Genomic DNA, 16,808 nt, shown 5'->3' with positions numbered 1-16,808 from the left:
CGTCCCCGCATCCGGGAGGTGCCCCATGAGCCGGAAGATCCGCGACGTGATGTCGACCGGTACCGCCGCCGTCGAACCCATGACCACAGTGGCGCGTGCGGCGCGTGTGATGCGTGAGCAGGACATCGGCGACGTCCTGGTCGCGTACGACTGCGACCTGTTCGGCGTGCTCACCGACCGCGACATCGTCGTCCGGGTCCTCGCAGGCGGCCTCGATCCCGAGGTCACCACCGTGGGCCAGGTGTGCACGCCGCCGCCGGTGGCCACGCTGACGCCGGACGACACGACCGACCTGGCCGTCGAGCTGATGGCCCGGTTCGCCGTGCGCCGCCTCCCGGTCGTCGAACGCGGCGGCTGCCCGGTCGGCATCGTCACCATCGGCGACCTCGCGACGAACGAGGACCCGCACTCCGCGCTGGCGGGCATCGGCAGGGCGGCGCCCAATCACTGAGAAGCGCCGGTCAGGCGTGCGCGTCCCGGCCGGTGATCCTGTGGGTGCGCGCGGTCTCCGTCGTGTCGTACGCCCGCGGCCCGCGATGACGGCGATGCGCCGCACCGCGCACGGCCATGGCCAGCGCCAGGCAGAAGATCAGCGCCAGCGCGAGCCCCGAGCTGAAGACGGCGAGCGTGTTCATGGTGGCGATCGGGTGATCGAGCACCGACACGGTGTACTCGGGGCCCCCGGACAGGTTGTCGGCGATCGCCAGGGCGGTGAACGCGCCTGTCGCCCCGAGGAGGAGCAGTCCGATGAACAGCATCCGAGTCATCTCCTCGAAAGAGGTCTTCACCACCACGGGTACCCCCGCCCCGCAAGGGCATACGGGGCACGCAGCGAGGAGAGGTGAGCGCGATGCAGTTCCATGACCGCGGGCAGGCCGGCCGGGAGCTGGCCGAGCGGCTGCGCACCGAACAGGAGAAGGGGAACCTTCCCGATCCCGTCGTCCTCGCCCTGCCACGCGGTGGCGTCGCCGTGGCACGGGAGGTGGCGCGGGCGCTGCACGCCCCGCTCGACGTGCTGGTGGTACGGAAGATCGGCGCCCCCTTCCAGGAGGAGCTCGGCGTCGGCGCGATCGCGGGCGAGGACGACCCGGTGTTCGACGAGTGGGCCCTGGCCCGGCTGGGCCTCGGCGAGACGGAGCTCGCCCCCGTGGTCGAACGGGAGCGCGCGGAGCTGCGCCGCCGTGAGCGGCACTACCGGCAGGGCCGCCCCGCCCCCGACCTCGCGGGCCGCACCGTCATCGTCGTCGACGACGGACTCGCCACCGGCTCCACCGCCCGCGCCGCACTGCGCGCCGTGCGCCGCCGCAACCCCGGGCGGGTCGTCCTGGCCGTACCGGTGTCCTCCCCGGAGGCGGCGGAGCTGATGCGGGCCGAGGCCGACGAGGTGCTCTGCCTGTGGCAGCCGGCCTCCTTCATGGCCGTGGGCCTCTGCTACGAGGAGTTCGAGCAGCTGACCGACGAGGAGGTCATGCGGGTGCTCCATGCCACGGCCGGTGATTGAGCGTCCTGGTGTCCGGGCGGTCGTACGCTGGGGCTCGTGCGTCTCCGTCGTATCAGCAGTGTGTTTTTGTCGCCCCGGCCGTGGGGCGCCGGATGACCGCCCAGGGCGTCGAGGGGCCCGGTGCGGTCGCCGCGCGGATCACGGGGCGTACGGTGCGCGGCGAGCGGCGGGTTTCCGGCGCGGTGTCCGAAGTCGCCCTCGATGACGGCCGATCGGTGATCGTGAAGCGCGCGGACGAGCCCGGTGCGGTGCGGGCGGAGGCGGCGGGGCTTCGGTGGCTGGCCGATGCCCGAGCGGTCCCCGTGCCCAACGTGCTCGGCCAGGACGGGCGTTGGCTCGTCACCGACCTGGTGCGGCAAGGGAGGGCTTCGGCGCGGGCCGCGGAGGCGTTCGGGCGTGAGCTGGCCGCGCTGCACGCCGCCGGTGCGCCCGCGTTCGGGGCGCCACCGCCCGGCGGTCCCGTGGAGGCGTACATCGGGATGGCGCCGATGGGCAATCATCCCGGCGCCGACTGGCCCCGCTGGTACGCCGACCACCGTGTGCTGCCGTATCTGCGTGCCGCCGCGGACCGCGGCACCGTCCGCCCCGCCGAGACGGCCGTCGTCGAGCGGGTCTGCGAGCGGCTGCCCGAACTGGCCGGGCCCGCCGAGCCGCCGGCCCGGCTGCACGGCGACCTGTGGAACGGCAACGTGCTGTGGGGCGCCGACGGACACGCCTGGCTGATCGACCCGGCTGCGCACGGCGGGCACCGGGAGACCGATCTGGCGATGCTCGAACTCTTCGGCTGCCCGCACCTGGAGACCGTGCTCGACGGCTACCGGGACGTGGCGCCGCTCGCCGACGGGTGGCGGGAGCGGATCGGGCTGCACCAGCTGTTCCCGCTGCTGGTGCACGCCGTGCTCTTCGGGCGCGGTTACGCCGAGCAGGCGCTGGCGGCGGCGCGGGCGGCACTCGCCCGCTGAACCGCGCCAAGAACCGTGGCAAGGAGGCGGCGAGGAAAGCGAACGGGCTACTTACTTCAGAAGGAGTTTGAGAAGGAAGCCCGTTCATGGCCTCGCCTGCGCCGACCCTAACAGTCACTCCGGGATCAGGTCGCGCAGATTTTCCGGGGTGATGATCCGGGAGTCCGCGTGCAGCCCCTCGGGCCGTTCCAGGCCGATGTAGGTGACCGGGCCCTCCGGGACCGACCGGCCGTCCCACGGCGTCACCGTCGTACCGCGGCCGGCCAGCAGGCCGGTGATGTACCGGACGCTGACGAACTCGCGGTCGGCGATGCCCCGCAGCAGCGTCGCCACCGTCACCTGGTTCCCCTCGACCCGGTTGGCCGACGGGGTGCCCCGCAGATACAGGTGCAGCCACTTCGCGGTCCAACGGCCGTCCCGCGCGCGCCGGAACGCCAGCGGCAGCGCGACCCGGCCCGGACCGCGCAGCTCCGACTTCATGCGCACCGTGCGCGGCTCGAACGGCCGGCCCTGCTGCTCGCCCTCGCGCAGCATGAAACCGAAGAAGGACTCCTCGCACTCCTCGAAGCCCTCGCCCGCGAAGATGTTGACCTGCGGCACGATGAACGTGCTGCGCACCGCGCCCAGCCGCAGGTTGATGAACTCCGAGGCCCCGTCGGGCGCTTCGGTGATGTCACCGGAGTGCTCGCCCTCGAACCGGCTCAGGGACGTGTACGACAGCCAGGAGACGGTGTTGTACTCGGCGTCCAGCAGCAGCCCCGACAGGTCGTAGTCCGTGCGCTGTTCGGCCTGCTTCCAGTACACGAAGAACCGCAGCAGCTCGCCGTCGACCGGGGTGACGGAGCCGCGCGGCAGCACGCCGAGGCCCGCCGCGGTCGCCCGGCCGCTCAGCGGGAGCGCGACGTCGAGGACGGCCGGGTCGACCAACACGCGCTCCACGCGCGGGAGTCGGCGGCCGATCTCCGCGTCGAGGGCGGCGATCAGCCGCTTGCGCTCCATCGGCGGCACGGTCGGCCGGGTGTCGTCGGTGACCCAGGCGCGGCCGAGCCGGTTGACGAAGACGCGGCGCTCGCCGGTCGCCTCGGGACGGTTGTGGAGGTGCTCGCGCACCGACAGCACGACCCGGCCGGACACCTCCGGCGCGACCAGCTCGGCGGCGGCCACCACGGTGTCCCGCTCGTCCTGGTCGAGCGCCGTGCGCAGCAGCCGGTCCAGCGAACGGAACAGCTTTCCCGGCGCGGAGGTGAGCAGTTCCGTCGCCCCGACCACGTCGTTCATGCCGAGCAGTTCCTCGACACGGCTGTCGAAGGAGCGCGCCTCCCGCTCGCCGCGCGCGACGGCGAACACCTCGGCGGCGTGCGGCCACCGCGGGTACTCGTGCGGGTGCAGCCGCTCACCGAGCCGCTTCCACGGCTCGCGGTGTACGGCCACGTCGGCGAGCTTGCCGGGGGCCGCCGCGACGACCGAGTCCAGGCCGGCCAGCAGCGCCCGGCGGACCGGACGCGGCAGGGTGCGGAAACGGGTGGGCTCCTGGAGCGTCACGTCACCGCCCGACAGCGCGCAGGCCAGCCGCAGCACGTCGGTCACGGTGTCGAGGAGCAGGCCCGAACCGGCCGACAGACGCGCCTCGTTGACCACGGCGCGGTTCTCCCGGACCGGTATCGCCTCCGGCTGCGGGCCGTCCACGCAGTGCCCGGCGAGCAGCCGGAGGTCGTGCAGCCCGTCCTCGCCGAGCGGCGTGCCGCTGCCGGCGAGCGCCAGGTACAGCGCGCTGATCTCGTCCTCGGCCTTGCCGCCGAGGTGCAGGACGGTCAGGCGGTCACCGGCCGCGGCGATCAACTCGCCGTGGTGGGCGAGCATTTCGGCGTACGTGTGCCGGTAGTTGCCGTAGGAGGGCAGGGTGAGCAGGTTCACCACACCGCTCGCCAGCTGGGCGAGGGTGCGCTCGCGCGTCTCGTCCTCGGCGAGGACCTCGGTGATGCAGCGCGTCCAGAAGTCGAAGGTGTCCGGCACGTTCGCCGGGAAGTCGACGAAGTAGACGTTGTGCCGCACATGGTCGCCGACCAGCTCCCGCACGGTGCGCAGCGTGCGGACGGCGATGTCGACGACCGTGCCCTCGGACAGCCCCGACAGCCGCCGAAGCAGCTCCGCCGAGAGCTTGAAGCCCGCCGACATCAGCACGGCGTCGAACTGGCGCGCCGCGACGTCCCCTTGCCCGGACGGGCCGGTGGGCAGGGGAAGACGACGGGTGTGCCGGACGACCAGCGGTTCGAGTCGGTGGGACATTCCGGAATGGTCGCAGAGGCCGTCGAACGGCGCATGCGGGTTTTCCGCGCTCACCGGCGGGCCCGGCTGCCCGCCGCTACCGGTCGCGCAGGGCTTCGAGCAGATGATCCCGTACGAGCGCCACATGCGGGTTGGCGGAGGCGCCCGGCCGCTGCACGAGGAAACCGGTGTTGATCGGCGGGTCGTCCGGGTCGTGCAGCAGGACCAGCGCGCCCGAGGACAGCTCGTCCGCGCACAAGTAGCGAGGGAGGACGCTGAAGCCCGTACCGCCGAGGACCGCCGCCTTGACCGCGTTCAGGTCGGGCATGGTGACCGCGGCCTGCCGCACCAGGCGCCGCCCGAAGACGTGCCGCCAGTAGCGGCGGACGATCGGCAGGTCCTCGGCATAGGCGACCAGCGGGACGCCGTGCAGGGCGGCGGGACCGTCGGCCGCGATCCGCGCCGGACCCCCGCTGCGCTCGGCCCAGGCGGGGGAGGCGACCAGCACGAACTCCTCGTCCGAGAGCGGTACGGCGGTCAGGGCGCGGCCCCGCGGGCGGAAGGTGGCGATCACCAGGTCGTGACGGCCCGCGCGCAGGTCGTCCAGGAGCGGCTCGGTCAGACCCGGCGTGATGCGCAGTCGTACACCACGCTCCACCAGGGGCGCGAGACCGGGCAGGATCCGGCGGGTCAGCAGCTCGTTCGGGCCCGCCAGGTGCACCGGCTCCGGCGGACGGTCGTCGGCGGACTCGCCCGTGACCATGGCCAGGGAGTCCAGGGGCTGCACGATGCGGGCGGCGAGCTCGTCGGCGTACGGAGCGGGGGAGACTCCGCGCGCCTGCCGCTCGAACAGCTCCCGGCCCAGCTGCCGCTCCAGCGCCCGCACCTGCGTGGTGACCGTGGGCTGCGACAGCCCGAGCAGCCGCGCCGCGGCCGTGAAGGAACCCGTGCGGTACACGGCGAGGAACGTACGCAGCAGGTTCAGGTCCAGCGCGGGTGCACCGGTGGCTTGTCCGCCGGCCTCGCGGGCATTGGTTTCCCTATTCCTCATATGGCTGAGCCTATTGGATTCCTATGGATGGGCGGGGATACGGTCGAAGGCGTCACCTTCCCGACGATCCGCGTGCGAAAGAGACCCCATGTCGAAGATCCTTTTCGTGATGACCGGCGCCGACCACTGGACCCTGGCCGACGGCACCAAGCATCCGACCGGCTTCTGGGCCGAGGAGGCCGTCGCCCCCTACGAGGCGTTCAAGGCCGCAGGCCACGAGGTCGTCGTCGCCACCCCGGGCGGTGTCGTCCCGACCGTCGACAGGGGCAGCCTCGCCGCCGAGGTCAACGGCGGGCAGGAGAACGCCGACCGGATCGCGGGTGTGCTCGCCGCGGCGACCGAGCTGCAGCACCCGGTCCGGCTGGAGGACGTGAACCTCGACGACTACGCCGCCGTCTTCTACCCCGGCGGCCACGGCCCCATGGAGGACCTGGCCGTCGACGCGGACTCCGGCGCGCTGCTCACCCGCGCCCTCGACTCCGGCAAGCCCCTCGGCGTCGTCTGCCACGCCCCGGCCGCGCTCCTCGCCGCCACCCGGGCCGACGGGGCCAACAGCTTCGCCGGACGCCGGGTCGCCGCCTTCACCAACGCCGAGGAGACCCAGTCCGGCTTCGCCGACAAGGCCAAGTGGCTGCTCCAGGACCGGCTGACCGAGGCCGGCGTGCAGGTCCAGGTCGGCGAGCCCTGGGCCCCCAACGTCGTCGTCGACGACAACCTCGTCACCGGCCAGAACCCGGCCTCCTCCGCGCCGCTCGCCACCGAGCTGCTGAAGAAGCTGGGCTGACGCACCGTTCGGCGGGCCGAGGGCGGTCAGTCCCGCCGGGGCGGCTCGCCGAATCCGGAGGCGAGCGCCCGCAGCGCCTCGTCCAGGAAACCGGCGAGGTCGGAGCCGTCCTGGCGCAGCCACTGCTCATAGGCGGCCACGGCCGCGCCCAGGCAGGCGTACGCGATCACCTGCGGCAGCAGGGCGTCCGCCGGCTCGCCCAGCCGCCGGGCGGCGAACTCGGCGACCACGGCCCGCCATTCGGCGTACATCAGGGTCGAGTGCGCCTGGAGGGCGGGCACTTCGAGGATCAGCCGCATGCGCAGCCGGTGCCAGGGGATCTGGGCGGCGTCCAGCCGGTTGAAGTCGACGACCGCCTCGCGCAGCGCGTCCATCATCGGCATCCCGGGCGGACAGCCGTCGAGGACCTCCCGCATCCGCCGCAGCTCGCCCGCGAAGTCGCCCCACACGGCGTCGTTCTTCGACTTGTAGTAGCGGAAGAAGGTACGGCGGCCGATGCCGGCCGCGGCTGCGATGTCCTCGACGGTCACCTCGTCGAAACCGCGCTCGGCGAACAGCCGCAGGGCGTGCCGCTCCAGCTCCGCGCGGGACGTCGACGGCCGCCGCCCCACACGGGAGGGCGGCTCGGCGGAGGGGGACTCCGAGGATTTCAGCACGCGCTCTTCCTTTCGGCACCGGGTGCCATTATGGTCCGAGGGGTACAGAACTTGCATATCTCGCAGTGAGAGGGAGCTTCTCATGGCTGTTGACGTGCAGACCGAAGAGCGTACGGCCGAGCAGGAACCGGCCGGGCAGGAACTCGTCGAGGAGGACCTGCTCGTCGAGGAGGTCTCCATCGACGGCATGTGCGGCGTGTACTGAGCCGGCCGTCCGATGCCGTCCTTCGACATGGCCGGGACCTGGACCCTGCACCCCCAGGTCGCGGTCCGCCCGGAACCCTTCGGGGCCCTGCTCTACCACTTCGGCACGCGCCGTCTGTCGTTCCTCAAGGACCTCCGGCTCCTCGCCGCCGTCCGCCTCCTGACCGACGAGCCCAGCGCCGCGGACGCCTGCCGCACCGCCGGCATCCACGACCACGAACTGGCCCGCTACCGGGCCGCGTTGGAGACGCTGGCGACCTCCCACATGATCGTGCGACGTACGCCCCCTCGGCCCGGAGAGGCCCCATGACGACCCCCGCACCCCCGCGTCCCGCCCGGCTGGTGGACCACTTCCAGTACGGCCTCGACGCGCCGATCTGCCTGACCTGGGAACTCACCTACGCCTGCAACCTGTCCTGCGTCCACTGCCTGTCCAGCTCGGGCCGCCGCGACCCGCACGAGCTGAGCACCGACGAGTGCAAGGCCGTCATCGACGAGCTCGCCCGCATGCAGGTCTTCTACGTCAACATCGGCGGCGGCGAACCCACCGTCCGCCCCGACTTCTGGGAACTCGTCGACTACGCCACGGCCCACCGCGTCGGCGTGAAGTTCTCCACCAACGGCGTCAGGATCACCCCGGAGGCGGCCCGCCGTCTCGCGGCCTCCGACTACGTCGACGTACAGCTCTCCCTGGACGGCGCCACCGCCGAGGTCAACGACGCGGTGCGCGGCAGGGGTTCGTACGACACGGCCCTGCGCGCCATGGTGAACCTGCGGGCGGCCGGCTTCCGGGGCTTCAAGATCTCGGTCGTCGCCACCCGCCACAACATCTGCCAGCTCGACGAGTTCAAGGCCATCGCCGACCGCTACGGCGCCCAGCTCCGCCTCACCCGGCTGCGCCCGTCCGGCCGCGGCGCCGACGTGTGGGACGAGCTCCACCCGACCGCGGCCCAGCAACGGCAGCTCTACGACTGGCTGTCGGCGCACGGCGAGGACGTCCTCACCGGGGACTCCTTCTTCCACCTGTCCGCCTACGGCGGCGCGCTGCCCGGCCTCAACCTGTGCGGCGCCGGACGGGTCGTGTGCCTGATCGACCCGGTCGGGGACGTCTACGCCTGCCCGTTCGCCATCCACGACACCTTCAAGGCCGGCAACGTCCGCGACGAGGGCGGCTTCACCCGGGTCTGGCGCGAGTCGGACCTCTTCACCGACCTGCGCCGCCCGCAGACCGGCGGCGCGTGCACCAGCTGCTCGGCCTACGACTCCTGCCGCGGCGGCTGCATGGCGGCCAAGTTCTTCACCGGGCTGCCGCTCGACGGCCCCGACCCCGAATGCGTACAGGGTCACGGCGAAAGGGCGTTGGCGGATCCGGACCGTACTGTCCCCGCCCAGGGCCAGGACCACTCGCACCGCGGCCGCAAGCCCGTGTTCGTCTCGATCGGCGGGCGCCCGGACGACTCCCGCACCCCGCCCGTCTCCCCGTGCGAGGAACACCCGCTGGCCGGCTTCCGGCCCGCCGAACTCCCGTAACCCCTTGTGAGAGGCACCCATGGGCCACCGTTGGTTCGAGACCGTCGCGCACGCCCAGCAGCGGGCGAAGCAGCGGCTCCCCAAGTCCGTCTACAGCGCCCTGCTCGCCGGGTCCGAGGCGGGCGTGTCCTACCGGGACAACACCGCCGCGTTCCAGGAGCTGGGCTTCGCGCCGCACGTGGCCGACCTCGCCGCCGAGCGGGCCACGGCCACGACGGTGATGGGCCAGGAGATCGCGCTGCCCGTGGTGATCTCGCCGACCGGCGTCCAAGCCGTCCATCCCGAGGGCGAGTTGGCGGTCGCGCGGGCCGCCGCCGCGCGGGGCACCGCGATGGGGCTCAGCTCGTTCGCGAGCAAACCGGTCGAGGAGGTCGTCGCGGCGAACCCGAAGACCTTCTTCCAGATGTACTGGATGGGCTCCAAGGACTCGATGCTCCGCTCGATGGAGCGGGCCCGCGCCGCAGGGGCGGCCGGGCTGATCGTCACCCTCGACTGGTCCTTCTCGCACGGCCGCGACTGGGGCAGCCCCTGGATCCCCGAACGCCTCGACCTCAAGGCGATGGCCAAGCTCGCCCCGCAGGGACTGTCCCGGCCCGGCTGGCTGCTCGACTACGCCCGCTCCGGCAGCCTCCCCGACCTGACCACCCCCAACCTGGCCGACGAGAACGGCGTCGCCCCCGCCTTCTTCGGCGCGTACGGGCAGTGGATGGGCACCCCGCCGCCCAGCTGGGACGACGTGCGCTGGATGCGTGACGAGTGGCAGGGCCCCTTCCTCGTCAAGGGCATCTCGCGCGTCGACGACGCCCGCCGGGCCGTCGACATCGGCGCCACCGCGCTGTCCGTCTCCAACCACGGCGGCAACAACCTCGACACCACGCCCGCGCCGATCCGTCTGCTGCCCGCGGTGGCGGAGGCCGTCGGCGACCGCATCGAGGTCCTGCTGGACGGCGGCGTCCGACGCGGCAGTGACGTCGTCAAGGCGCTGGCCCTGGGCGCTCGCGCGGTCCTCATCGGGCGCGCCTACCTGTGGGGGCTCGCGGCCGGGGGACAGGCGGGTGTCGAGAACGTCCTCGACGTCCTGGCGGGCGGCATCGACTCGGCCCTGCGCGGCCTCGGCCGCGGCTCGATCCACGACCTCACGCCGGACGACGTACTGATCCCACCGGGCTTCACCCGCACCGCCCCGGAGCGGGGATGACGCCCGACCTGGCACGGCTCACCTGGACCGACGTACCGGACGGGCCGCTCGTCCTGGTGCCGCTCGGCTCCTTCGAACAGCACGGCCCGCACCTGCCGTTGGACACGGACACCCGCATCGCGGACGCCGTCGCGCACGCGGTGGCGGCACGGCTGCCGGGGGAGGTCGTCGTGGCCCCGCCCGTCGTGTACGCGGCCAGCGGGGAGCACCAGGGCTTCCCCGGGACCGTGTCCATCGGCAACGAGGCGCTGCGGCTCGTCCTCGTGGAGCTCGTCCGCTCGCTCACGCTCTGGTCCGGGCGGGTCGTCCTCCTCAACGGCCATGGCGGCAACGCCGGTTGTCTGGCCGACGCGGTCCGTCGCCTGGTGGCCGAGGGCCAGGACGTCGTACACGTGCCGTGCTCTCCCGCGGGCGGCGACGCACACGCCGGACACACCGAGACCTCCCTCATGCTCCATCTGGCCCCGGAACTGGTCCACATGGACCGGGCCTGGCGCGGAAACCCCACGCCCATCAGGGAGTTGATGCCCGCCCTCGTCGCCGGAGGCGTCGCTGCCGTGTCGGCCTCCGGGGTGCTCGGCGATCCGACGACCGCGACCGCCGCGGAAGGCGCACGCCTCTTTGACGCCCTGGTCGCCGACGTCGCCGCCCGCCTCCGGACCGAGGGGGCGTGACGATGACCGGACGCGTTGCACTCGTGACCGGCGCGGCCCGCGGCATCGGCGCGGCGACGGTCCGCGCCCTCTGTGCCGACGGGTACTCGGTCCTCGCCCTGGACAGCTGCGCGGGAGACGGCCCGGACCGCGGCCACGGCGTGAACTACAGCCTCGCCGGCCGCGAGGACCTGGAGAAACTCGCCGCGGAACACCCCGGCCGGGTGCTGGCCGAGGTGGCCGACGTACGCGACCGGGCCGCACTGGAGCGGGCCGCGGCCAAGGCCGTCGAGCGGTTCGGCCGGCTCGACGCGGCCGTCGCCGCGGCGGCGGTCATCAACGGCGGCCGGCCCCTGTGGGAGACCCCCGAGGCCGACCTGCGCACCCTGTGGGAGGTCGACGTCCTCGGCGTCTGGCACACCGCGGCCGTCTGCGTCCCGCACTTCCTCGCCGGGCCCGCCCCGAGCGGCTGCCGGTTCGTCGCCGTCGCCTCGGCCGCCGGCACCCGCGGACTGTTCCACCTCAGCGGGTACGGCGCCGCCAAGCACGCTGTCGTCGGGCTGGTCCGCGGCCTGGCCGCCGACCTCGTCAACACCGGCGTGACGGCGGTCGCCGTGTCCCCGGGCTCCACCCGCACCGACATGCTGCGGGCGACGGCCGCGCTCTACGACTTGGACGACGTCGAGGCCTTCACCGACTCGCAGCTCCAGGGCCGCCTCGTCGAGCCGGAGGAGGTCGCCTCCCTCATCGCCTACTGCTGCTCACCCCACGGAGGCGTCGCCAACGGCGCCGTCATGAGCGCGGAGGGAGGGTTCCGCGGATGACGACACCGGGCACGACCACCGCCGGGCCGGGCCTGCCGCCCGGCTCCGTCGTCGAACTCGGCTCCCAGGTACGGCAGTACGACGGCGGGCGCGTCCTCGTCGGCGGGGCGCCGCCCCGACTCGTCCGCCTCGCTGCCGCCGCCGGGCCCCTGCTGAAGAACGGCCGCATCCGCCTCGACACCCCACTCGCCGCCCGGCTCGCGGAACGTCTCGTCGCCCTGGGCCTGGCCCACCCCGTCGTGGCCGAACTCCCGCCCCTGGAGACGGCGTCGGTCACCGTCGTCGTCCCGGTCCGTGACCGCGCCCAGGAGTTGGACCGGCTGCTCGCCGGCATCGGCGACGGAACACCGGTCATCGTCGTCGACGACGGCTCCCGCGCCCCCCTCGCCGTGGCCCGCGTCGCCGCCCGCCACGGCGCCCGGCTGATCGCCCTCGCCGAGAACCGCGGCCCGGCGGCGGCCCGCAACGCGGGCCTGCGCCAGGTCCGTACGCCCTATGTCGCCTTCACCGACTCGGACGTCGTCCTCGCCCCCGACACCCTGCCCACCCTCCTGCGCCACTTCAACGACCCCCGACTGGCCGCCGTCGCACCCCGCGTCCTGGGCCTCGACACCCCGGCCCCCGGCTGGCTGTCGCGCTACGAAGCCGCCCGCTCCTCCCTCGACCTCGGCCCGCACCCCGCCCTCGTCCACCCCCGCTCCCGCGTCGCCTGGATCCCCAGCGCCTGCCTGGTAGCCCGGGTCGACGCGCTCGGCACCGGATTCGACGAGCGCCTGCGGGTCGGCGAGGACGTCGACCTGGTCTGGCGGCTGGCCGCCGAGGGACGACGTATCCGCTACGACCCCACGGTGACCGCCCGGCACGACCACCGCACCCGATTCACCAACTGGCTTGCACGCAAGGCCTATTACGGCACCGGCGCGCACGCACTCGCCGAACGCCACGGCTCCGCGATCGCCCCGGCCACGCTCACTCCCTGGGCCGCCGTGACCGCCGCAGCCCTGCTCGCGCAACGCCCCTGGTCGGTGCCGGTCGCCGCTGCGGTGGCCATCGGGGTGACCCGGGGCTACGCCCGGGACATCACGGCCGGAACCGCCGATCCGCGGCGCCTCGCGGCCTCCCTCACCGGGCTCGGCCTCGCGGCCACGGCGGAGCAGACGGCGGCTCTGCTGCTGCGGCACTGGTGGCCGTTGACGGCGGCCGGGTGCCTGGTGTCCCGGCGGGTGCGGCGGGCGACGGCGCTGGCGGCCGTGGTCGACGGATTCCTCGAACACCGGCGCTGCGCACCGGAGTTGGACCGCGTACGTTTCGTCCTCGCGCGACGGGTGGACGACCTCGCCTATGGGGCGGGGGTGTGGGCGGGGGCGGTTCGGGGAAGGTCGGGTCGCTGTCTGCTGCCGGAGATTCGGGGCAGGAGGCGGGAGCGGTGAGTGTGCGGCGGTGGCTGCGGGCCGTGGGCGAGTCGGCGCCTCCGCCGGTCCCGGACGACGGATGCCCGATCGTCGACTGGGCCGCCTCCGGGGCCATGGCCCTCACCGGCCATGGGGACGGACCGCCCGTGGTCACGCCCGGCTCGATGTGGTCCCTGCTGCGCGAGACCGGAAGCGCCCTGACCTGGCTGAGCGCTCGGATCGGCACGCCCGTCGACCCCGACCCGGCTCTCCTGCTGACCGGACGGGCCGGCGCCCGGAACCTGACTCGCCGGGGGCGTACATCGGCGGGCGGTGCGACCAGGCTGCTGAGGGCCTCCGACGGCTGGTGCGCGCTGACCCTCAGCCGCCCCGACGACCTCGAACTCGTCCCCGCGATCCTGGGCCGGTCCGAGGTCCCCGACCCCTGGGTGGCCCTCACCATGGCCGTGCGGGACACGGAGGCGGACCAATTCGCCGCGCATGTACGGCAGTTCGGGCTACCGGTCGCGGCGCTGCCGCCCGAGCCGGCGCCCGCCGAAGCCCCCTGGCGGGTCACCCGCATCGCCCCACCGGTCCCCGGCCTGCGCCTCGATCACTCCCTCGTCGTGGACCTCTCCTCCCTCTGGGCCGGCCCGCTCTGCGCCCACCTGCTGGGCCGGGCCGGCGCCCGGATCGTGAAGGTCGAGAGCACGCGGCGGCCTGACGGCGCACGGTCCGGCAGCCGGAGCTTCTACGACTGGCTCCACGCCGGGCACGAGAGCGTCGCCGTCGACTTCACCACCGGCGAAGGGCGAGCCGCCCTCGCCGAGTTGGTGCGCGCCGCCGACGTGGTGATCGAGGCCTCGCGGCCACGCGCGCTGGGCCAGTTGGGGCTGGCGCCGGAGCGGCTCGGGCATCGGGCGGGCAAGGTGTGGGTGAGCATCACGGGGTATGGGCGCGGGCACGCCGAGCGGGTGGCCTTCGGCGACGACGCGGCTGTCGCGGGCGGGTTGGTGGGCCGGTCCGGCGGGGAGCCGGTGTTCTGCGCGGACGCGGTGGCCGATCCGCTGACCGGACTGGTGGCCGCGACGGGGGTGATGGGGTCCGTCGCTGGGGGCGGGGGACAGCTGATCGACGTGTCGATGCGGGATGTGGCGGCGGGGTTCGCGGGGGTGGGCCCGGTCGGGCACGGGCCGCACACGGTGAGTGCGGGCGAGGTGGAGTGCCCGGCGCTCGGCCGGACCGCGCCGGTACGCCCGCCGCGCATACCCGAACCGTCGGGTCGGGCCCCGGTGATGGGCGTCGACACCCGCCGGGTGCTGGCGGAAGTGGCCGTCACCCGAGGTCGCCGTACACGACCCGCCCCCCGATGAACGTCCCCCGCACCTGACCGGCGTCCGGCGCCCGCAACGCCTCGGCGAGTGGCCGGTCCAGCAGCACGAGGTCAGCCGCCCCGCCCTCGACGATCCGCCGGGCGGCGCCCCCGGGGTCGTCCAGTGGCGACAGCAGGCCGCGCAGAACCGTCTCCGCGGGCACCCGCTCCTCGGGACCGAGCACCCGCCCCGAGGGCGTCCTCCGCCCGGTCGCCGCCCGCAGGCAGGTCCAGGGATCCGGGTCCCCGTACGGTGCGTCGCTGCTCGGTGCCACCCGGACGCCCGCCCGCAGCAGGCCGCCGTACCGCCACAGGTCGGGCCGGTCCTCGGGCTCCACGCGGCTCCAGTAGTCGTCGCCGCGCCGGGCGACGAGCGTCGGCTGGGTGACCACCCGGACTCCCCGCGCCGCCAGCTCCTTCGCGGCGGCCGGGTCGGCGACGGCGCAGTGCTCCACCCGGTCGCCCTCGACCCCGCCCGCCGCCTCCAGCGCCGCGAGCGTCAGGGCCAGGGCCGTGCGGGTGACGCAGTGCACGGCAACAGGACGACCGTCGGCATGCGCCCGGCGGACGCGGTCGGTGAGGTCGGCCAGGTCGGGGAGGGCGTGATCGGCGACGACCAGCTTCACCGGGCCGACGGTCAGGCGGGGGTGCGCGGAGGGGCCCGAGTCCGCGGCCATCACCATGACGTGCTGGGGCAGTTCGTCCCGCCGTACCGCGTCGGCGACGACCCCGGCCGCACCCGCGTCCGGCGTGGCATCCGCGACATGCGTCACCCCGAACGCCGCCAGCCGCGCCCCCACCGCCCGCAGCGACGGCGGGCGCCCCCCGATCGCCGCTCGCAACCACGCGTCCGCCCGCCACAACCGACCCGTCGGCCGCCCGGCGGCGTCCCGCTCCACGCCCGCATGCTCCCCGAGCCGCGCCAGCCCGGCCGAGTTCACCACCCACAGCGCCCCGGAACGGTGCTGCACCCGCACCGGCACCCCGCCGCCGAACCCGTCCAGCACATCCCGGTCCAACTCACCGTGCACCACGTCGTCGTACCCGACCGCTCGCACCCACCCGTCCTCGGCCGTCCGCGCCGCCGCGAACACCGGCGCCAGACGCTCCCGTCGGACACCGGCCAGATCGACCGAGGCCTCGGCCGCCGCCATCGCCGCGAGGTGCAGGTGGTGATCGGCCAGCCCCGGCAGCAGAGCGCCACCATCACCTCGTACGACCAACTCGTCAGGCAGGGAGGGGAGTTGAGGGCCGATCTCCGTCACCACCCCCGCCCGGATCCGGACGTCGACCAACTCCTTGGCCGGGTAGCGCTCCACTGCGCGCAGGAGCAGCGCCTCACCGGTCATGGTCGTCGAGCTCGTCGATCTCGTCGATCAGCCCCCACCGGAGCGCGGTCGTGGCGTCGATCCGGGCCCCGCTCAGCATCATCCAGGCCGCCCGCCACCGCCCGATCCGCCGCGGCACGCTCACCGTGCCGCCCGCGCCCGGCACCAGGCCCATCGCCACCTCGGGCAGCAGGAAGAACGCGTCCGGCGAGGCGACCACCCGGCCGGCGAACGCGGCCATCTCGATGCCCGCGCCGACCGCCGCGCCCTGGACGCGGACCGTCGTCCGGTCCCGCAGCCGGTGGATCAGCCGCCACGGCCCCCGGTCCAGACGGACCAGGTACGCGGCCACCAGGTCCCGGGCGCTCCCGAACTCGGCGAGATCGCCGCCGCTGCTGAACACCGGCCCGGCACCGGTGAGTTCGACCTCGTCGATCGTGTCGTCGAGGAGCGCGAGCTCAAGGGCCTCGTACAGTTCCTCGCGCATGCGGAAGCTGAACGCGTTCCGTCGCTCCGGCCGGTCGAGGAGGATCGACAGGCGATCGCCGTTCCGGTCGGCGCGGACGAGGGGCCGGTCGCACGGGGTGGGCGTGGTCTTTCGGCCGACCCGCCAGGCCGCGAACTCGATTCCGCCGAGCAGCATCGAGTACGCCGCCGCCTCGGCCGCCAGTGCCTGGAGGGTGCCGAGGGACGGGGTCTGCCGCAGGAGCTGGCCCAGGGCCAGGGCCGCCCGCGGGTTTCGGCCGACGGCCCGGGTCAGTGTGGCGTACGCCTGCTCCGGGGCTTCCACAGGCACCAACGCCCGTTCGTCCGGCGCCACTTGAGGGCCGGCGAGGGTCAGCGTGAGGGCGTCCAGCAGGGGGCGCAGACGCTCGGGTGGCCGGCGGGTCGCCACCCCGATCGTGAGCGACAGGGACTCGCGCACCTGCTCCGCGGCGGCCGCCGGGTCCTCGCCCTGCCAGTCGTCGAGATCGAGGCGGCGGATCGGGGCCTGTGGGCGTCCGTCGGCAGCCAGCCGCAGCCCTTCGTCGACGCCGGTCCGTTCCATTCGCCCAGCGTAGTCGATTCTCTCTGCTGGTATTGGCATTC

18 protein-coding genes are annotated in these 16,808 nt (G+C 73.9%); 12 read left to right on the top strand and 6 right to left on the bottom strand.

What is annotated here, in order from left to right; all coding sequences use genetic code 11:
- Positions 1 to 25 precede the first annotated feature (25 nt).
- Entirely contained in the window at positions 26 to 451 is a 426-nt protein-coding gene (locus tag MQP27_RS25155; RefSeq protein WP_242767688.1) for a CBS domain-containing protein, read from the top strand.
- A 10-nt stretch (positions 452 to 461) separates the two neighbouring features.
- On the opposite strand, the gene MQP27_RS25150 is transcribed toward MQP27_RS25155, so the two are convergent.
- Entirely contained in the window at positions 462 to 758 is a 297-nt protein-coding gene (locus MQP27_RS25150; RefSeq protein ID WP_242767687.1) for a hypothetical protein, read from the bottom strand.
- Between the two features lie 92 nt (positions 759 to 850).
- Here MQP27_RS25150 and MQP27_RS25145 point away from each other — a divergent pair, with 92 nt between their 5' ends.
- Complete coding sequence (locus MQP27_RS25145; protein WP_242767686.1) at positions 851 to 1,501, top strand: phosphoribosyltransferase; 651 nt, start codon at positions 851 to 853, stop codon at positions 1,499 to 1,501.
- Between the two features lie 92 nt (positions 1,502 to 1,593).
- Complete coding sequence (locus MQP27_RS25140) at positions 1,594 to 2,463, top strand: fructosamine kinase family protein (protein ID WP_242767685.1); 870 nt, start codon at positions 1,594 to 1,596, stop codon at positions 2,461 to 2,463.
- Positions 2,464 to 2,577: 114 nt separating this feature from the next.
- On the opposite strand, the gene MQP27_RS25135 is transcribed toward MQP27_RS25140, so the two are convergent.
- Both MQP27_RS25135 and MQP27_RS25130 read right to left on the bottom strand, forming a co-directional pair.
- The gene (locus MQP27_RS25135) at positions 2,578 to 4,749 is read right to left on the bottom strand and encodes a TerD family protein (protein ID WP_242767683.1); all 2,172 of its coding nucleotides are present in this window, start codon (positions 4,747 to 4,749) and stop codon (positions 2,578 to 2,580) included.
- 76 nt (positions 4,750 to 4,825) lie between these two features.
- Positions 4,826 to 5,779: a LysR family transcriptional regulator gene (locus MQP27_RS25130; RefSeq protein WP_242767682.1), complete on the bottom strand. Its 954-nt coding sequence runs from the start codon at positions 5,777 to 5,779 to the stop codon at positions 4,826 to 4,828.
- Positions 5,780 to 5,867: 88 nt separating this feature from the next.
- On the opposite strand from MQP27_RS25130, the gene MQP27_RS25125 reads away from it, so the two are divergent.
- A complete protein-coding gene (locus MQP27_RS25125; protein WP_242767681.1) occupies positions 5,868 to 6,563 on the top strand; it encodes a type 1 glutamine amidotransferase domain-containing protein in 696 nt (231 codons plus the stop codon).
- Between the two features lie 26 nt (positions 6,564 to 6,589).
- Here the strand turns inward: MQP27_RS25125 and mftR are convergent, their stop codons facing one another.
- Positions 6,590 to 7,219, bottom strand: coding sequence for a mycofactocin system transcriptional regulator MftR (gene mftR / locus MQP27_RS25120; protein ID WP_242767680.1), 630 nt, complete (start codon positions 7,217 to 7,219; stop codon positions 6,590 to 6,592).
- Between the two features lie 82 nt (positions 7,220 to 7,301).
- Here mftR and mftA point away from each other — a divergent pair, with 82 nt between their 5' ends.
- Genes mftA through MQP27_RS25080 form a run of 8 tightly spaced genes read left to right on the top strand, consistent with a single transcriptional unit; the run spans position 7,302 to position 14,392 of the window.
- Positions 7,302 to 7,424 (top strand): mycofactocin precursor MftA, encoded by a 123-nt coding sequence (gene mftA / locus MQP27_RS25115; protein WP_242767678.1) that lies wholly within the window; start codon positions 7,302 to 7,304, stop codon positions 7,422 to 7,424.
- A 12-nt stretch (positions 7,425 to 7,436) separates the two neighbouring features.
- Entirely contained in the window at positions 7,437 to 7,733 is a 297-nt protein-coding gene (gene mftB, locus MQP27_RS25110; protein WP_242767677.1) for a mycofactocin biosynthesis chaperone MftB, read from the top strand.
- Positions 7,730 to 8,953, top strand: coding sequence for a mycofactocin radical SAM maturase (mftC, locus tag MQP27_RS25105; RefSeq protein ID WP_242767676.1), 1,224 nt, complete (start codon positions 7,730 to 7,732; stop codon positions 8,951 to 8,953). The genes mftB and mftC overlap by 4 nt, the downstream gene beginning before the upstream one ends.
- 19 nt (positions 8,954 to 8,972) lie before the next feature.
- Positions 8,973 to 10,151, top strand: a complete 1,179-nt coding sequence (gene mftD, locus MQP27_RS25100) for a pre-mycofactocin synthase MftD (protein ID WP_242767674.1) — start codon at positions 8,973 to 8,975, stop codon at positions 10,149 to 10,151.
- The gene (gene mftE / locus MQP27_RS25095; RefSeq protein WP_242767673.1) at positions 10,148 to 10,825 is read left to right on the top strand and encodes a mycofactocin biosynthesis peptidyl-dipeptidase MftE; all 678 of its coding nucleotides are present in this window, start codon (positions 10,148 to 10,150) and stop codon (positions 10,823 to 10,825) included. Before mftD ends, mftE begins: the two co-directional genes overlap by 4 nt.
- Before the next feature lie 2 nt (positions 10,826 to 10,827).
- On the top strand, positions 10,828 to 11,628 hold the full coding sequence (locus tag MQP27_RS25090; RefSeq protein WP_242767671.1) for a mycofactocin-coupled SDR family oxidoreductase: 801 nt from the start codon (positions 10,828 to 10,830) through the stop codon (positions 11,626 to 11,628).
- Positions 11,625 to 13,058 carry a mycofactocin biosynthesis glycosyltransferase MftF gene (gene mftF, locus MQP27_RS25085; protein WP_242767669.1) on the top strand — a complete coding sequence of 478 codons (1,434 nt, stop codon included), beginning with the start codon at positions 11,625 to 11,627 and terminating at the stop codon, positions 13,056 to 13,058. Before MQP27_RS25090 ends, mftF begins: the two co-directional genes overlap by 4 nt.
- Positions 13,055 to 14,392, top strand: a complete 1,338-nt coding sequence (locus MQP27_RS25080; protein ID WP_308289984.1) for a CoA transferase — start codon at positions 13,055 to 13,057, stop codon at positions 14,390 to 14,392. The genes mftF and MQP27_RS25080 overlap by 4 nt, the downstream gene beginning before the upstream one ends.
- On the opposite strand, the gene MQP27_RS25075 is transcribed toward MQP27_RS25080, so the two are convergent.
- Both MQP27_RS25075 and MQP27_RS25070 read right to left on the bottom strand, forming a co-directional pair.
- Positions 14,355 to 15,740, bottom strand: a complete 1,386-nt coding sequence (locus tag MQP27_RS25075; RefSeq protein WP_242767668.1) for an amidohydrolase family protein — start codon at positions 15,738 to 15,740, stop codon at positions 14,355 to 14,357. The genes MQP27_RS25080 and MQP27_RS25075 overlap by 38 nt on opposite strands.
- Positions 15,730 to 16,767, bottom strand: coding sequence for an enoyl-CoA hydratase/isomerase family protein (locus MQP27_RS25070; RefSeq protein WP_242767667.1), 1,038 nt, complete (start codon positions 16,765 to 16,767; stop codon positions 15,730 to 15,732). Before MQP27_RS25070 ends, MQP27_RS25075 begins: the two co-directional genes overlap by 11 nt.
- Positions 16,768 to 16,808: the final 41 nt, after the last annotated feature.

This window comes from Streptomyces cylindrosporus (assembly GCF_022698165.1).
Classification (GTDB): Bacteria; Actinomycetota; Actinomycetes; order Streptomycetales; family Streptomycetaceae; genus Streptomyces; species Streptomyces cylindrosporus.
This window is presented reverse-complemented; position numbering and strand designations above follow the sequence as displayed.

Bases quoted from the DNA above. Each gene is read 5' to 3' on its own strand.
- MQP27_RS25155 (WP_242767688.1), top strand. From the start codon at position 26: ATGAGCCGGAAGATCCGCGACGTGATGTCGACCGGTACCGCCGCCGTC.
- MQP27_RS25150 (WP_242767687.1), bottom strand. From the start codon at position 758: ATGCTGTTCATCGGACTGCTCCTCCTCGGGGCGACAGGCGCGTTCACC.
- MQP27_RS25145 (WP_242767686.1), top strand. From the start codon at position 851: ATGCAGTTCCATGACCGCGGGCAGGCCGGCCGGGAGCTGGCCGAGCGG.
- MQP27_RS25140 (WP_242767685.1), top strand. From the start codon at position 1,594: ATGACCGCCCAGGGCGTCGAGGGGCCCGGTGCGGTCGCCGCGCGGATC.
- MQP27_RS25135 (WP_242767683.1), bottom strand. From the start codon at position 4,749: ATGTCCCACCGACTCGAACCGCTGGTCGTCCGGCACACCCGTCGTCTT.
- MQP27_RS25130 (WP_242767682.1), bottom strand. From the start codon at position 5,779: ATGAGGAATAGGGAAACCAATGCCCGCGAGGCCGGCGGACAAGCCACC.
- MQP27_RS25125 (WP_242767681.1), top strand. From the start codon at position 5,868: ATGTCGAAGATCCTTTTCGTGATGACCGGCGCCGACCACTGGACCCTG.
- mftA (WP_242767678.1), top strand. From the start codon at position 7,302: ATGGCTGTTGACGTGCAGACCGAAGAGCGTACGGCCGAGCAGGAACCG.
- mftB (WP_242767677.1), top strand. From the start codon at position 7,437: ATGCCGTCCTTCGACATGGCCGGGACCTGGACCCTGCACCCCCAGGTC.
- mftC (WP_242767676.1), top strand. From the start codon at position 7,730: ATGACGACCCCCGCACCCCCGCGTCCCGCCCGGCTGGTGGACCACTTC.
- mftD (WP_242767674.1), top strand. From the start codon at position 8,973: ATGGGCCACCGTTGGTTCGAGACCGTCGCGCACGCCCAGCAGCGGGCG.
- mftE (WP_242767673.1), top strand. From the start codon at position 10,148: ATGACGCCCGACCTGGCACGGCTCACCTGGACCGACGTACCGGACGGG.
- MQP27_RS25090 (WP_242767671.1), top strand. From the start codon at position 10,828: ATGACCGGACGCGTTGCACTCGTGACCGGCGCGGCCCGCGGCATCGGC.
- mftF (WP_242767669.1), top strand. From the start codon at position 11,625: ATGACGACACCGGGCACGACCACCGCCGGGCCGGGCCTGCCGCCCGGC.
- MQP27_RS25075 (WP_242767668.1), bottom strand. From the start codon at position 15,740: ATGACCGGTGAGGCGCTGCTCCTGCGCGCAGTGGAGCGCTACCCGGCC.
- MQP27_RS25070 (WP_242767667.1), bottom strand. From the start codon at position 16,767: ATGGAACGGACCGGCGTCGACGAAGGGCTGCGGCTGGCTGCCGACGGA.